General features: G+C 62.1%; 14 protein-coding genes. 1 reads left to right on the forward strand and 13 read right to left on the reverse strand.

Annotated elements, in window-relative coordinates:
* The 12 genes from R2855_14655 to R2855_14710 form a co-directional block, all read right to left on the reverse strand.
* Positions 1 to 867: M17 family peptidase N-terminal domain-containing protein (locus R2855_14655; protein MEZ4532240.1), on the reverse strand; the 867-nt coding region annotated here is incomplete at its 3' end.
* A 131-nt stretch (positions 868 to 998) separates the two neighbouring features.
* Positions 999 to 2,027, reverse strand: a complete 1,029-nt coding sequence (locus R2855_14660) for a Gfo/Idh/MocA family oxidoreductase (protein ID MEZ4532241.1) — start codon at positions 2,025 to 2,027, stop codon at positions 999 to 1,001.
* A 117-nt stretch (positions 2,028 to 2,144) separates the two neighbouring features.
* A complete protein-coding gene (locus R2855_14665) occupies positions 2,145 to 2,507 on the reverse strand; it encodes a nuclear transport factor 2 family protein (GenBank protein ID MEZ4532242.1) in 363 nt (120 codons plus the stop codon).
* Between the two features lie 30 nt (positions 2,508 to 2,537).
* Complete coding sequence (locus tag R2855_14670; protein MEZ4532243.1) at positions 2,538 to 3,635, reverse strand: Gfo/Idh/MocA family oxidoreductase; 1,098 nt, start codon at positions 3,633 to 3,635, stop codon at positions 2,538 to 2,540.
* A 127-nt stretch (positions 3,636 to 3,762) separates the two neighbouring features.
* Positions 3,763 to 4,770, reverse strand: coding sequence for an ABC transporter ATP-binding protein (locus R2855_14675; GenBank protein ID MEZ4532244.1), 1,008 nt, complete (start codon positions 4,768 to 4,770; stop codon positions 3,763 to 3,765).
* A complete protein-coding gene (locus tag R2855_14680; protein ID MEZ4532245.1) occupies positions 4,767 to 5,807 on the reverse strand; it encodes an ABC transporter ATP-binding protein in 1,041 nt (346 codons plus the stop codon). The genes R2855_14675 and R2855_14680 overlap by 4 nt, the downstream gene beginning before the upstream one ends.
* Positions 5,804 to 6,862, reverse strand: coding sequence for an ABC transporter permease (locus tag R2855_14685; protein MEZ4532246.1), 1,059 nt, complete (start codon positions 6,860 to 6,862; stop codon positions 5,804 to 5,806). Before R2855_14685 ends, R2855_14680 begins: the two co-directional genes overlap by 4 nt.
* Positions 6,863 to 6,871: 9 nt before the next feature.
* A complete protein-coding gene (locus tag R2855_14690; protein MEZ4532247.1) occupies positions 6,872 to 7,849 on the reverse strand; it encodes an ABC transporter permease in 978 nt (325 codons plus the stop codon).
* A gap of 120 nt (positions 7,850 to 7,969) precedes the next feature.
* Positions 7,970 to 9,730 carry an ABC transporter substrate-binding protein gene (locus R2855_14695; protein ID MEZ4532248.1) on the reverse strand — a complete coding sequence of 587 codons (1,761 nt, stop codon included), beginning with the start codon at positions 9,728 to 9,730 and terminating at the stop codon, positions 7,970 to 7,972.
* A 123-nt stretch (positions 9,731 to 9,853) separates the two neighbouring features.
* Positions 9,854 to 10,921 (reverse strand): LacI family DNA-binding transcriptional regulator, encoded by a 1,068-nt coding sequence (locus R2855_14700; protein ID MEZ4532249.1) that lies wholly within the window; start codon positions 10,919 to 10,921, stop codon positions 9,854 to 9,856.
* Positions 10,922 to 11,215: 294 nt separating this feature from the next.
* Positions 11,216 to 12,418: an amidohydrolase gene (locus R2855_14705; protein ID MEZ4532250.1), complete on the reverse strand. Its 1,203-nt coding sequence runs from the start codon at positions 12,416 to 12,418 to the stop codon at positions 11,216 to 11,218.
* Between the two features lie 101 nt (positions 12,419 to 12,519).
* Entirely contained in the window at positions 12,520 to 13,719 is a 1,200-nt protein-coding gene (locus R2855_14710; protein MEZ4532251.1) for an amidohydrolase, read from the reverse strand.
* A 95-nt stretch (positions 13,720 to 13,814) separates the two neighbouring features.
* On the opposite strand from R2855_14710, the gene R2855_14715 reads away from it, so the two are divergent.
* Positions 13,815 to 14,099 carry a protein-L-isoaspartate o-methyltransferase 1 gene (locus R2855_14715; GenBank protein ID MEZ4532252.1) on the forward strand — a complete coding sequence of 95 codons (285 nt, stop codon included), beginning with the start codon at positions 13,815 to 13,817 and terminating at the stop codon, positions 14,097 to 14,099.
* 45 nt (positions 14,100 to 14,144) lie between these two features.
* Here the strand turns inward: R2855_14715 and R2855_14720 are convergent, their stop codons facing one another.
* Positions 14,145 to 15,374 carry an AI-2E family transporter gene (locus R2855_14720; protein ID MEZ4532253.1) on the reverse strand — a complete coding sequence of 410 codons (1,230 nt, stop codon included), beginning with the start codon at positions 15,372 to 15,374 and terminating at the stop codon, positions 14,145 to 14,147.
* Positions 15,375 to 15,421 lie beyond the last annotated feature (47 nt).

Genomic DNA, 15,421 nt, shown 5'->3' on the forward strand with positions numbered 1-15,421 from the left:
CTTGATCGAGTACCCGCCGGTATCGAACGTGATGCACTTGCCGACCAGCCCGATCGAGCGGATCCCCTTCTTGGCGCCCTTCGGCTTATAGGTCAGATGGATCATGCATGGCGGACTCGCGCTCCCTTTCCCAACGGTGAGGATCGCCTCGGCGCCCATTTTGGCCAACTCTTTCGGCCCAAACACCTCACAGCCAAGATCGGCCTTCTTGGCCACTTCCTTGGCAATCTCGCCCACTCGGGCGGGGGTGAGCACATGACCCGGCTCATGGGTAAGGCTGCGGGCGAAGTTGACCGCATCGGCCAACGCAGCCCCGCGGGTCAGCGCGGTCTTGACCGTGTCCTCGTCCAGTTGGCGATCGACGAAGGTCAGCGAATCGACCTCGTTCGAAGGCGATTCATTCTTGACCGTGCCGTTGTAGGTCTGAAAACGGTAGCTTCCGAGCAGCGCCCCTTGCACCGCGCCTTCCAGCGTGGCCCCCGAGCTTCCCTCCGGCAATGCAGAAACGACCTTCTTCGCGCCAGCGTCGCGCGCGGCGGTGACTGCCGCGCCCCACGCCTGGCGAAGCGACTCCGCATCGAGCGTTTCGCTGGCGCCGATCCCGGCAAGCACCACGCGGCGCGCCTTCATGCGGCCAACCGTCGGAATGACCAGTTGGCTGCCCGGCTTGCCTTTGAATCTGGCGTCCGCGGCCAGTTGCCGAAGTTCGCCCTTGAGCGACGAATTGGCTTCGGCGGTCGCTCCCGCAAAGATCAATTCTCCCGAGGCGTCGGTGCGAATGGGCAGAATCAGCGCGTCTGCCTCGACCTTGAGCGGATTGCCGGAGTCATACGAGAGCGTAAAGGTCATCGCGTTGTCCTGTTCCATGTGCGGCCCCAAATCGAGCCGTCCTGCGGTTCCAATTCTCGCACGCGACACGCGGCGCCCTGAGTCCAGTCTCCCCCGATCGCGCCCGCTCTGGGCGCCGGACTCTGGACCCTGGACTCTCGCCTCCGAACTCAAACAACAATCGTCGCTCCGCCCTCGGCGCACGAACGATCGATCGCAAACAACGCCCGATGCGTGTTGACCCCATCGTGAACGTTTACGTGACTCTCTTTGCCTTCGAGGATGCAATCGAGGAAATGGTCGACCTCCCCCTGGAAGGGATGATGGCTGACCGCTCCGCTGTTCGGCAGCACGGTCGGGAACTCGATCCAGCCGGTCACACCGGGAAGCTTGCGGCTGAAGAAGCGGTTGTCGCGCAAACCGCCGTCGGTGCCGAGCACATCGACATTGAACTGGTACGGCATCCATTGCTCGACCGCAGCCGAAACCTTGCCCGCTTTGCCGTTGGCGAAGCGGACGATAGCCGTTTGCCCCGGCAAGTGCACGATGTCCTCGGCACCATGGAAGCCAAGCGCGCTGACTTCGACGATATCGCTCCCCATCAGGTAGCGGGCCAGGTCGAGCGCATGGCACCCGCCAAGCAGCATGGCGGTGGCGTCCATCTTCGACAGGTGATCCTCCGATCCCGGATACCCGCTTTGCTCGGGGTTGTGCCAGTAGTCGGTCTGCACATAGAGAACCTCCCCCAGCATCCCCTCCTCGATCAGCGCTTTGGTTGCCAACGTGGCCGGATTGAAGCGCAGCACGAACCCGCAGACCGTGCGAATGCTGGCCTTTGTGACGGCTGCGTCCATTGCCTCGAGCTCCTCGAGGTTCATTGCGATCGGCTTCTCGACCAGGCAATGCTTGCCCGCGTTGGCGGCAGCGATGACATCGGCGGCATGCCGGCTGTGGGGTGTGGTGATCGAAAGCGCATCCAGGTTTGGGTCGCTCAGAAGCGCGTCCAGATCGTCGTAGATACCGATCGTGGACGGATCGATTCCGACTTCGTGTGCCTTGGCCTCCGCCCCCGCCTTCGTTCGGCTGCCAATAGCTACCACCTCACAGCGCGGACTGTGCAGATAGGCGTCGAGATGCCCGCTGGAGACATTGCCAGCGCCGAAAATCGCCACCCCAATCCGATCGTTTGCCGAAACCACCTCTGCGCCGCTCCCTTCGCATCGAACATGCCGCTTGTCGTCTTGCGGCATTGGAACACATCAGGCTCCGTCGCGCTTCGGGGTACTCTTCGCTTTTCGGTCGAACGGCGCCGCTCGCTACCCCTTCACATAGGCAAGCTTCTCGGCAACCTTGCCATCGCGCACCTTGAAAAGGTCGACACCTCGCACATGCCCCTCGGAACCGTCGGCGTTGGTCCAGGTATAGCGCCAGCGAACGATCACCCGGTCGCCGGCAACGATGGCTTCTTCGGCGTCGAAGCGCATGCCTGGCGTTTTCGCCAGGTCGGTCCAGAATGCGCGCACCGCCTCCTGACCGCGAAACACCTCCCCATCAGGAAACGGGGAGGTGTTCTCGAAGAGGCAATCGTCGGTCATGAGCGCCATGACCGCATCGATGTCTTTCGCGTTGAGCGCGTCGCCGAACTGCTCGACAACAGAAAGCGCGTCCTGATTCGCCATGCGAACCCTCCCGATGGCGAATTCTGGCGGCTAGAACGACGTGTTCAGCGCGATGGCCTTGCCGCTGGTTGCAGATTCCGCCGATGACAAGATGATCTCCAGAATATGAATGGCATGCTCCGCGGTCAAGATGGGATCCTGCGTGCCATTCAGCACACTCACGAAATGACGCGGTCCGGACCAGATCAGGTTCTCGTTTGGATGCCCGATCGGGGAAGGCGGCCCAACCCGTTTCTGCCAGCCAGCGAGTCCGGCCGGGGACGGGTCGCGCTGGAAGTAGTCGATTGGGCCAGCTGCGTTGTACCAGTCCTCCAGCCAGATGGTCAGGCTTGCGTCGGAACAATGCACCTCCATCGCCGGCGCCTGTGAACCGGGTACCGCAAAGCTGGAAAGGACCTGCGCATAGCTGTTGTTGCCGAAGTCGAGCTGGATCATGGAGACATCCGGTGTTTCTACGCTGATCTTCTCGCCCTGCAGCCGCGGGATGAGCACGGTCCGCTCTGGAATCGTAATACCAGCGAAACTCTGCACGCGCTTGGCGGGCCCGAACAGTCCGGTAATGCCGTGCAGCACGTAAACACCGATATCGAGAATCGGCCCGACGCCTTTCCTATAGAAAACGGACGGATCGCCAGTGTACTGCCGCCAGTTGGCCGGACCGAGATTGGCCATTTGCCCCACGGCAACCGTCGGTGTGCCCATCCGCCCCTCGTCCAGGAAGCGCTTGATCCATTGAAACCGGTCGGTCGCCATCGTGGCCGGCGCGCAGAGATAGACCAGCCCCTCATCCTTCGCGCGTTTGGCAAGCGCCTGCCCCTCGGCAACCGTCGCGGCAATCGGCTTTTCGGAAAAGACATGCAGCCCATGATCGAACGCGGTGCCGGTAACCTCGGCATGCAGCGGCGCTGGCGTCAGGTTGAACACCGCGTCGAGTCCAGCGTGATTCAGGAACGGCTCGAACTCGGAATATGCGGTCGCGTTCGGGAACTTGGCCGCGGCTGCCTGCGCGCGCTCCAGCATGGGATCGAATGTGGCCACCACGGTGGCGCGGGCGGCGTCGGCCAGAATCCCGGGGATGTAGGTGCGAAACGCGACATCCCCGCATCCGATGAGTCCGAGCATCTTCATTTCCTGGTGTTTCCTTTCGTCTTCTCGTGCGCGTGCGCAGGGATCCTCGACCCTGCGACCTCTGTCCCGCTCCCGAACGATCGATCAGATCGATATCGATTCGTCGCCATTCCCGCTGGGAATCGATTTACGCCTTTGGCTCGCCCGGTCCGTGCAAATGGCATTTCACCCAGTGCTGCGCGTTGAGCTGGGTTCTGCCCGGCATCATGTCCCGGCAGACCGGCATGACATGTGGGCAGCGCGGCGCGTAGGGGCAACCGGGTGGTGCATCGACCAGCACCGGCGGCTCCCACCGTTGATGCCCGGCCAGGGCCCCGTGCTCTGCCAGAGGATCTGGCACAGCATCGAGCAGCCGCTGCGTATATGGGTGGGCCGGATGGGTGACCAACTCCTCGCTTTCGGATCCCTCCACCATCTGACCGCCATACATGACCGTGGTTTCGTCGGCGAAGTAGCGCGCGCTGGCCAGGTCGTGGGTGATATAGAGATACGACAGTCCACGATCCTGCTTGAGGCGCTCCATGAGATTGAGAATGCCCATGCGGATCGAGACATCGAGCATCGAGATCGGCTCATCCGCCAGGATGATCTCCGGCTCGACCGCCAGCGCCCGCGCGAACGAGACACGCTGGCGCTGTCCACCGGAGAGTTCGTAGGGATACTTGCTGACATACTGTTCGGCCGGCGAAAGCCCCACACTGTCCAGCAACGAAGTCACTTTGGCAGCCGCGTCTTTACCGCCGTGCGCTTTCTTGTGGATTTGTAGAGAGCGGCGCAGGGTGTGGTCGATCGTCTTGACCGGGTTCAGTGATCCAAACGGGTCCTGAAAGATCATCTGCACATCACCGCGATAGCTCAGCGACGCGGTCTTTTCCGATTGCAGAACATTCCGCCCCTTGTACCAGATCTCTCCGCTGGTCGGTTCGATCAACCGGGCCACGCAGCGCGCCGCCGTGCTCTTGCCAGAACCTGATTCTCCCACCAGCGCCAGCACATGACCGCGTTTCAGATCGAAACTGACGTCGCTTAGCGCGCGCAACTGCATCCGATGAAAAGCGGTTCCCACCGGAAAGTACTTCGTGACATTGCGAACGGAAAGCAGGACCTCGTCCTGCTGGGGATCCTGCGCGCTCACCGGCGTGCTCCAATCAGATTCGAATCGTCGATCGTGGCGCGCATCGCCTTCGAGGTATCGAAATCATGCACGCCGTCCTGCAGGAAACAGGCAACTTGTCGATTGCCCGGCAGCTGGAGCAGTTCCGGCCGTTGCGCCGGGCACGGCGCGAACGCCAGCGCGCATCGGCTGTTGAACCGGCAGCCGACCGGTGGATCGAGCAGGTTCGGCGGCGCGCCGGGAATCCCCGTCAGCACGCGACGCGGACCATGCACCAGCGGAAACGAATGCATCAGTCCAAAGGTGTAGGGATGTTTCGGGTCCTTGAACAGTTCCTTCGCCGGAGCCTCTTCCACGATCTCGCCGGCATACATGATGCCGATCCGGTCGGAAAACTCGACCAGCAACGAGAGATCATGCGTGATGAAGAGCACCGAGAAACCAAATTGCGATTTGAGATCCGAGAGCTGTTGCATGATCTCCTGCTGCACCACCACATCCAGCGCGGTCGTTGGCTCGTCCATGATGAGCAGTGGAGGGTTGAGCGCCAGCGCCATGGCAATAACGGCGCGTTGCCGCATCCCGCCGGAAAGCTCATGCGGATAGGCGTCGATACGGCGCGGATCGATGCCGACGATCTGGAGCAGCTCTTTCACACGCTCGCGCGCTCCCCGGTCGGACATCTGCTCGTGCGCCTGCAGCGCATCGATGATCTGGTCGCCAATCCGCATCACCGGATTGAGCGAGTTCATCGCCGACTGGAACACCATGGCGACATCGCGCCAGCGGTACGCCTCCAGTTCCCGGTCATCGAGCGTCAATACGTTGGTGTCCCGGAACCAGACCTCTCCGCCAGTGATCACTGCCGGCGGTCCAAGAACGCGCAAGAGCGCCAGCGCCACAGTCGATTTCCCGCAGCCAGATTCGCCTGCCAGCCCATAGACCTCGCCGGGTTTGATGAAGAACGTCACATTGTCCGCCGCCACCACCGGGCCGCGCGGACTCATGTATTCGACCCGCAGATTGCGGACGTCGAGAATGGGCTGGACCTCGCTCATGAGACACTCCGTGGCGCCACTGGCGTGGCCGCAGCCTGCTGGAGCACGGGTGTGGCCCGGGTTCCAGTCGTCTTCACCTTTCGTTGCTTGAGCACCTTGTCGATGCCGGACCGGGCGCGAAGCCGCGGATTGGTGATTTCGTCGATGCCGTAGTTGATCATGGCGAACGCAAATGCCACCAGAGCGATGCAAACGCCCGCCGGGACGAAGGTCCACCATGCGCCGGTAATCAAACCCGAGTCGTTCTGCGCCCAGTAGAGATTCGTCCCCCAGCTCACCTGACTCGGATTGCCAAGTCCCAGGAACTCGAGCGCCGCCTGCGCGCCGATGGCGAAGATGGTCGACCCGATGAAGCTGGCCACGATGATGGAGAGCATGTTGGGCAGGATCTCCCGGAAGATGATGCGCCAACCCTTTTCCCCAACCACCACTGACGCCGCGACGAAGTCCTTCTCCCGCAACGAAAGCGTCTGCGACCGGATCACGCGCGCCGGCCAGGCCCAGCCGGTGAGCGTGAGCACCGCCACGAAGTAGAGCAAGTTCTTGCTGCCGACAAATGCGGCCAGCACAACCAGCAGAGGGATGGTGGGAATGATCAGAAAGACGTTCATCATCAGCGAAAGCGCATCATCGACCTTTCCCCGGAAGTACCCCGCGGTCATGCCAATCGCGCAGCCGACGATCGTGGTTGCAATACCAACCAGGAAGCCGATCTGCAGGGTGAACCGTGCCCCCCAGATCGTCTGAGCCCAAACATCGCGTCCCAATCCCGTGGTGCCGAGCGGGAACTCGCGTGACGGCGGCAAATGACGCTGACCCACCATCGCCTTCGGATCACCGGGGGAAATGACCGGCGCCAACAACGCCAGCGCGACGTAGACGAAGAGGATCACCATCCCCAGGACGGCCTTCTTGCTGTGAAAGAGCGGCGCGATCCAGCCAGGCGCGTACGACTTGATCGAGGCCCAGCGCGATTGCTCGGGTTCGGGGAGCTCTTGCCCGATTTCGCGGACTTCCTCCGATTCGAGCTCGAGAACCGGTATCTGCAACGACATTGCGTGCCCCTAGCCTGTTCGCACACGCGGATCGAGCCGCACATAAAGGAGATCCACGATCAGGTTGGCGACCAGCACCGCCAGCGTGATCATCAGGAAGATCCCTTGCATCAAGGGGTAGTCGAGCTGTCGCACTGCCACCAGCAGGCTATACCCCAGCCCGGGATAGGCGAACACCACCTCGGTCACCAGCGCGCCGCTAATGACAAAGCCGAGCGCCATGCCAAACGCAGTGACACTCGGCAGCAACGCATTGCGGGCGGCGTAGCTAAACATGACTCTTCGCTGCGACAGCCCCTTCGCCTCAGCCATCATTATGTAATCTTCAGACAGGATGGAGATCATTGCATTGCGCATCCCCAACATCCAGCCACCAATGGCGACGAGGATGATGGTGCCCGCCGGCAAGATCAGATGCTTTCCCACACTCAGCATGAACTCGAGACTGAACTCGGGCGAGAGCTGGTCTGAATAGGCATGCCGCAACGGGAGCAACTGCCATTTGAATCCGATGAAAAAGAGCGCCACCGTGGCGATCCAGAAATAGGGAAACGACCCGGTAAAGAGCAAGACGGGAGGGAGCACCGAATCGACGAACCCGTTGCGGCGCCAGGCGCCGATCACGCCCAGCAGGCTCCCCAACGCGAAACTGATGACCAGCGCGACCAATCCGAGCAGGATGGTCCAGAAAAAGCTCGTGCGGATCACATCGATGACCGGCGCCGGGAACGAAGATATGGACGTGCCGAAGTCCCCTCGCAGCACACTGGTCAAGTAGTTCCAGTATTGATTGATCAGCGGTTCGTCCGAAAGTCCGTATGCCTTGCGCATCGACTCGAGCTGCGAGGGATCGACCTGGCCTTGCAGCCGGGCGAACATGGCAGTTCCCGGGTCACCCGGCATGAGACGGGGTAGGAAAAAATTGAGCGTGATCGACGCCCAGAATGCCAGAACGTAAAAGGCAAGCCGCCGGCCAATGTATCTCACGAGTCAACCCTCGCTAGCGCCGTTGGAGCGTGGGAGCAGGATGGCGTTTTGGGCGCCATCCTACTCCGATTGGCCCCGCGAATGCGAGATGCGCGGGGCCAGGTGCGCTCCCGATGGTCGTTACTCCGCGGCAATCGGCGCGATGGTCGTCATGACCGTCAGCCGCTCCGGGTTGTCGTACGTCGAGAGAATCGCGTACGGGTTGTCTGCGTTGGGGAACCCGTCGAAGCGGAGGGTAACGAACTCGCCCCACTGCGGACCCGGGAAGAGCGGCACGCCCGGCGCATTCTGGTTGTACAGCTCCTGCAGTTGCGCAACGATCGCCTTCTGGGCTTCGAGGTCGCTGGTGGCTGCCATCTCGGCCAGAAGCGCATCGGCTTCCTCCGAACCAAAGCGCTGCCAGTTCTGCGGGCTCAGGGTGCCAACCGGCTGAACTGTGGCGGTCGACATGCACCCAATGTAGAAGCTGTACGGCGTGGCGCCGCCATCGCTCCATCCAATGCTCATGTCGAATTCACCCTTGGTCACCTTGTCGTACCACGCGTTGAAGTCGAGGGGTGTGACCGTGGCCTTGATGCCGACTTCCGCCAGGTTAGCGGCCATGATCTCGCACGCGGCCACCCAGTCGGACCAACCGGTCACCACCAGCAGCTCGTACTCCATGGACGTCCCATCAGCGGTCTTGCGGACATCGCCATCCTTGGTCAAGCCGGCCGCATCGAGCGCGGCGTTCGCGGCGTCGACATCGAGCGTGACCCACGCTCCCTGGGTGGAAGCGTCCTCGGTCTTGAACGCTGGGAAGGCGTCACTCAACCCGGAGGAGTCGGCCGGGTGGGTGTAGTCGTACATGGCGATGTTCACGATCTGCGCGCGGTCGATCGCCTGGCTGATGCCCTTGCGGACGTCCACGCTGTCGAACGGAGCCACCGTGGTGTTCAGCCAGAGGTGAACCGTGGCGCCATACGAGGGGAACCAATAGTGGAAGTTCTCCGGGTCCTTCGAGACGAAAGTGTTCTCGATATCCGGGATGAAGTTCGCGAACCAGTCGTTCTCGCCGTTGAGGCTGCCCAGCATGGCGGCATCGTTGGTGGGATACGACGGGAAGCGGAAGCCGTCGATCATCGGCTTGCCTTCCTGCCAGTAGTTCTCGTTCTTCAACAGTTCCCAGTACTGCGCCTCGAACCGGCCGACGTTGGTGAACGGACCCGACCCGACCGGCACTTCGTTGAGTTCGGCCACGGGATCTTCGATGGTCTCCCAGATGTGCTTCGGCACGATCATCTGCTCGGCGATGTCGTAGAGCGCCAGCGTGAAGACTTCGGAAAAGGTGAAGACCACCGTGGCATCGTCCGGAGCTTCGACGCCAGACAGATGTGGCAACGCGGTGCGGATGGCGCCGGTGCCGACAAGCGCTTCGTTCGACATCAGGAGATCGAAGGTGAACTTCACATCCTGCGCGGTCAGCGGCGTCCCGTCCGACCAATTCACGCCCGGATGCATGTGGAAGGTGAGCGTCAGGCCGTCTTCGCTGAACTCCCAGCTGTCCGCCAGCCAGGGGTTGAGCTGCCCCTGCGGCGTGCTGTAGATCGCCATCGGCTCATAGATACCGCCCTGCGTCGGCCAGCGGGACGTATCCGCCGAGTTGAGCGGGTTGAAGTTCTTGATCCAGGTCGCCTGCTGCTCCTGGGAGATCGTGACCAAGTTGAGATCACCACTGTCCTGCGCCATTGCCGATGATGCGGTGCTGGCGACCGAGGCGCCGCCGACAGCGCCGGTGAGGCCAAGCGCGGCCGCGGTCTGGAAGAGGCGGCGGCGATCGATCTTGCCTTCGCTAACGAGCCTTCCAATCGTTTCGAGTGTCTTGAGCCGTTCGTCGGTCATCGATGAAGTCCTCCGTTGGTCTTCATGCGGCCGGCCCAGATGCCGGTCCGCGTTTCGTCCTCCACACCATGTGGATGGTTCGAACCAAGAGTGAGATCGGGCTCACCTGTGAACCCGAATGCGTCAGGCCGCAGCACCTCCTTCAGGGTTTGCCGAGCAGGCGCTGTTCTCTTCCACGCAGCCGCACGACCGGCGGATCTGCAATCGATAGGGAAGAAATCGATGAATGGGAGCCGAATCGGGATGCTCCAACAACTCGATGAGCGCGCGGACCCCCTCGGATCCAAGTTCGCGAATCGGCTGGAAGACGGTCGATAGAATCGGTTGCGAAACCAGGGCCTCGTCCAAACCGTCGAACCCCATCACGGCGACATCCTCAGGCACGCGCAACCCCTGGTCGCGCAGCGCCTGGAGCACACCAGACGCCATGGTGTCACTGGCCACAAACATGGCATCGGGCGGTTCGTTGCCCCGGTCGAGCAGGTGCGACATCGCGCGATAGGCGCCTCGCCGGGTGAAATCGGAATAGACCGTGAGCGCGGGATCGGGCACGCGCCCGGCTTCCTGCAACGCGTTCACATAGCCGGCATACCGGTCGATCGAGGCAATCATGTTCGCCGGGCCGGTGATGATGCCGATCCGGCGGTAGCCGTGCTGGAGCAGATGGGCCACGGCAGTGGTCGCCGCGCTTCGATTGTCGATATCGACAAAGTTCACCGTGTGATGCGGATGACGCCCGATCAGCACGAACGGAAAGTTGTCCCCTTGCAGACGCGCAACGATGGGGTCCTCCACCACGCTGGAGAGAATCACCACGCCATCGACATGCCGGCTACGGATGAAGCGTTGGTAGATGCGATCGGCGGTGTGCGGCGAATCGCCGGTCTCCATCAGGATCGTGAGGATGTAGTCCGAGTCGTTGCCCGCGCGCACCGCGCCCTCGATCAACTGGGTGAAAAAGGGATCGGTGAGGATCACGCCAACCGAGGGAGAGATGAGCAATCCGATGATGCGGGTACGGCGCGACGCCAGACTGCGCGCGGCTGCGTTGGGCACATAGTGACGCTCGGAAATCACTGCCTCGACGCGTTGACGTGCCGCGGCGCTCACCCGTGGGTCTCCGTTCACGACCCGGGACACGGTCGATCGCGAGACTCCCGCAAGCGTTGCAATCTCTTCCAGCGTCGTCACATCCGGCTCCATCGCCGTGAGAGCGCGGCCACGAAAATCGCGGCGCTACTGGCACTATCAGCTCCCATTTGTGGGAGCGCTCCCAAATCAATGGGCAAAATACTACGCAGTCCCCGTTTTCGGTGTCAAGAAGATCGTGAGTTGTGAACCGTTCACAGACCGGGCGGTAAGTTGTACGCCCTTTTTCGCGCGATTCGCACGGTGTCTCGCACCAATCACGTCATCCAGACATAGAAAACCGGGAGCCAGTCCTGGCTCCCGGTGTGCCCGCACCAACCCGCTCGAAGCGTGCGGTTACTCCTCGTTCAAGGCGTTCAGGACCGTGCGGACCATTACCTCCATGCCGACCGCCATGCCATCTTCGGCAACATCGAACTTCGGATGATGGTGTCCCCAGTAGATGCCGTTCTCTTCATCCCGCGTTCCGGTGAAGAAGAAGCAACCTGGTTTCCGCTCCAGGAAGTAGCTGAAGTCCTCGGCTCCCATCTGCAGGTCGTGGGTAATGACGTTCTCCTCGCCGACGACCTCAGCCGCGATCTCGCGCACCTTCTCGGTCTCGACTGGATCGTTGATAGTGGCCGGATAGCCCGGATCGTAGCGGTACTCCACCTCGGCGCGCATGGCCGACGCGATGCCAGTCGCGATCTCGCCCACACGGCGCCCAAGCAACGCCCGCACCTCGGGATCGAACGAGCGCAGCGTGCCGCGCATGGTGGCGGTGTCCGGAATGACATTGGAGGCATCGCCCGCGATAAATGCTCCGACCGTGACGACCGCTTCCTTGGTCGGGTCGACCTCGCGCGCCACAATGGTCTGCAACGCGGTCACGATCTGCGCGCCCACCGCGATCGGATCGACCGTCAGGTGCGGTTGCGCCCCGTGTCCGCCGCGTCCCTTGATGAGAATATCGAACCGGTCCGCGGCCGCCATGCACGGTCCCCCGCGCAGCTCGATTTTTCCAACCGGGATCTCAGCCGCCACGTGCTGACCGAAGACGAGATCGACAGGCGGATCCTCGAGCACTCCCTCCTCGATCATGACACGCGCGCCGCCGCCGCCCTCTTCGGCCGGCTGGAAGAGCAACTTGACTGTGCCACTGAACTCATCGCGCCGGTCGAGCAGCAGCCGGCCCACGCCGAGCAGCATCGAGGTATGCGCGTCGTGCCCACAGGCGTGCATCTTGCCGTCGATCTTGGAACGGTAGTCGACGTCGTTCTCTTCCAGAATCGGCAGGGCGTCCATATCGGCGCGCACGAGCACGACTTTCTCCGGGCCACCCGTTTTCGTGCCCTTGATCAGCCCGGTCACGCCGGTGACCGCAATGCCCGTGCGGATATCCTCGACCCCCATCGATTCCAGCCGCTCGGCCACCAGCTTGGCGGTTTCGAACTCCTGGAACCCCAGTTCTGGGTGCTCGTGCAGATGCCGCCGGTCGGCGATCACACCGGGCATGATCTCGTCGATATCGTTCTTCAGGTCCCGCGTGGAAGCGACCATGCGTGTTGTTGTCCTTTCTCGTTCACGTCCCGGGTCCAGTGTCCGGTGTCCAGAGCGCCCAGCATTGCGCTGGACCATGGACTCCGGACTTTGGACGTTCGTCAGCTCTGCAAATACTTGATCGCCGCGCGCGACATCGCTTCGATGCCGGTGGCCATCGCTTCTTCGTCGATGTCGAAACGCGGGTGGTGGTGCCCGTAAACGAACCCCTTCTCCTCGTTGCGGCTACCGATGAAGAAGTAGCAACCGGGCACCGGATCGAGGAATTCACCGAAGTCTTCCGATACGCTCATCAGTTTTCCAGCGGAGACGCGCTCGTCCCCGAAGCCCTCGATGGCGGCATCACGCACGATGGCCGCAATCTCCGGATCGTTGACCAGCGGTGGCGCGGATCCTCCGAAGATCACCGTGGCCGACGCTCCCATCGATGCGGCGATTCCCGTTGCCAGCGCTTCGAGGCGGTTTCGCACCTCCTCGCCTTGCGCTTTGGTCACCGAGCGGATCGTGCCACGCAGTTCGGCGGTGTCCGGAATGACATTGGCCGCATTGCCACTGCGGAAGTACCCGATGCTGACCACTTCGGGCACCACCGGGTCCTTTTCGCGTGACACCAGCGTCAGCAATCCATTGACGATCGCGGAGCCGACCACAATTGGATCGAACGTCAGATGCGGACTTGCGCCGTGCCCGCCTTTGCCATTGACGATGATGGTGAACCCCGTCACTCCCACCATGGCAGTGCCTTCCCGTACCCAAACATCGCCGCACGGGACATCCTGCCAAATGTGAATGCCCATTGCCGCGTCGACGGTGGGGTTCTCGAGCGCGCCGTCGGCGCGCATTGCCGATGCGCCGCCGCCCCCCTCCTCCGCGGGCTGAAAGAGGACTTTCACCGTGCCCGCAAAATCGCCCCGCCGGTCCATCAGCACTTTGGTGGCGCCAAGCAACATGGAGACATGCGAATCGTGTCCACAGGCGTGCATCACGCCGGGATTCTGCGAAACGTATTCGACCTCGTTCTCTTCCAGAATCGGCAACGCGTCCATATCGGCGCGTAGCATGAGCACTTTCCCGCTTCCCTCGGAACCGGTGCCCTTGATCAAACCGGTCACGCCAGTCTTTCCGACACCGGTCTTGATCTCCTCGAGCCCGAGCGAGGCCAAACGGTCGGCCACAAAGGCGGCAGTTTCGAACTCATGAAATGCCAGCTCGGGATGCTGGTGCAGATGACGGCGATCGGCAATGACGCCGGGCATCATCTCGTCGATCGTCGCTTGATAGTCGAACGAGTCGGTCGGCATAGGGCATGCAATCCTTCCAGTGCAGAGTCGGTGCGCTCTTTGCAGGAACATAGCAGAATTAGCCAGACGATTCGGCGAAACGATCGCGGGGCAGGATGGCGAGCGACGAAACCAAGACACTCTTGACCGAAGCAGAGGCCCAGGCGCTGGCCGAGGAAGCCGTCGAGCTCGCGGGCGGCACACGCCAGGTCTATCGCAACCCGCGCCACCCCTTCGCGCTGCAACCGGCCACGATATATGAGCTTTCCGGCCGCAAGGTCGAATTGCGGCACGGCGAGATCAGCTCGCCAGCCATCGTCACTGTCGAGGGCTGGGTTTTCGAGATCCACGAAGAAGCCGTAGAGCTCCTCATGCGGCCGGTGAAACGAAGTCGTCAGTAGGCAGTCGGGAGCCGCCCGTTCTTGCCGCTTTCCGCTGGCTGACGACTATTCGCCTCGATCGTCCGAGGTGGGCCAGGTGTATGGGCTCGCCGGGGGCGGGACGGTGGTGGGCGGGCGTGTTGTGCGCCCAAGGAAGTGGCGGTCGCCAAGCCAGCGCCAGTTCGACGTCGCGGGAATGTTGTCACCCTCACGGCGCGCGCGGATGTATTCCGAAACGATCACCTGGATCGCCGCCGCGATGGGAATGGCCAGCAACGCCCCGATGACACCCATGAACTCGGTGCCAACCAGCAACGCCAGGAAGACCGTGAGCGGCGTGAGGCCGACCGCGCCCTTCATCACCCGCGGCACCAGCACCCAGTTTTCTGTGAACTGGATCGCAATGGCCACGCCAGCCACCATGAGCGCCTTTTCCCACGATTGCGTGAGCGCCATGGCAACCGCGGGAATACCGCCAATCCACGGCCCAATGATGGGAATGGCCTCAGTGACTCCGGCGATCAGCCCGAGCACCGGCCAGAAGCGGACATCGAGCAATCCGTAGGCAATAGTGGACGTGATGCCGATGATGAGGCAAAGGGTCAGTTGGCCGCGCATCCAGCGGCCGAGCTGTTGATCGACATTGTCGAGCGTGCGCCGGATGCGGGAGGCCGTCGACGGTCGAAACTGCATCAACAACAAACTGCGTGTGAAGTCCTTCTCCATCAAGTAGTAGAAGGTGATGACGAAGACGCTGATGACCCCCAGCAGTCCGCCGGTAACGCCGAAGACGAGCCCGCGCGCGGTATCGTCCGGGATATCGGGCGGCCGCTGAATGGCCTCGATCAGGTTCTGCAGGCCGTCCACACCCGGGCCGCTCAGAATGCCGTTGTCGCTCGATCGCCAGGTCCCCTGCAATTCACGCAGTTGATCCGGCGCTTCGCGCCGGAAGATGTCGGCCTCCTGCGAGATGGTGGGAGCAAGCACATAGACCAGCACGGCGATGCAGGCGATGATGGCCGCATAGATGAGCAGGATGCTAAGCCCGCGTGGCAGATGCCGCCGCTGCAAGTGGTTGACCGGCCGCTCGATGATGGTTCCGAAGAGATACGCGATGATGATGAGCATCAGCACCGCTTTGATTTCGATGAGGAAGTAGGCGAGTAGCAGGACCAGCAAGAGCGCAATGGGCGTGATGCCCCGCGCTTTCGCAAACAACGACTCGGTCAACGGGTCGGGGGCAACAGGGAGTTCATCCGGTGGCACTGGTGCTGGAGCGGTTGGCCGGCTTTCCATCCTGAAACGTGCTCTAGCGATCGATCAGGACCAACTCCCAGATCGGA

Source organism: Thermomicrobiales bacterium (genome assembly GCA_041390825.1).
Lineage (GTDB): Bacteria > Chloroflexota > Chloroflexia > Thermomicrobiales > UBA6265 > JAMLHN01.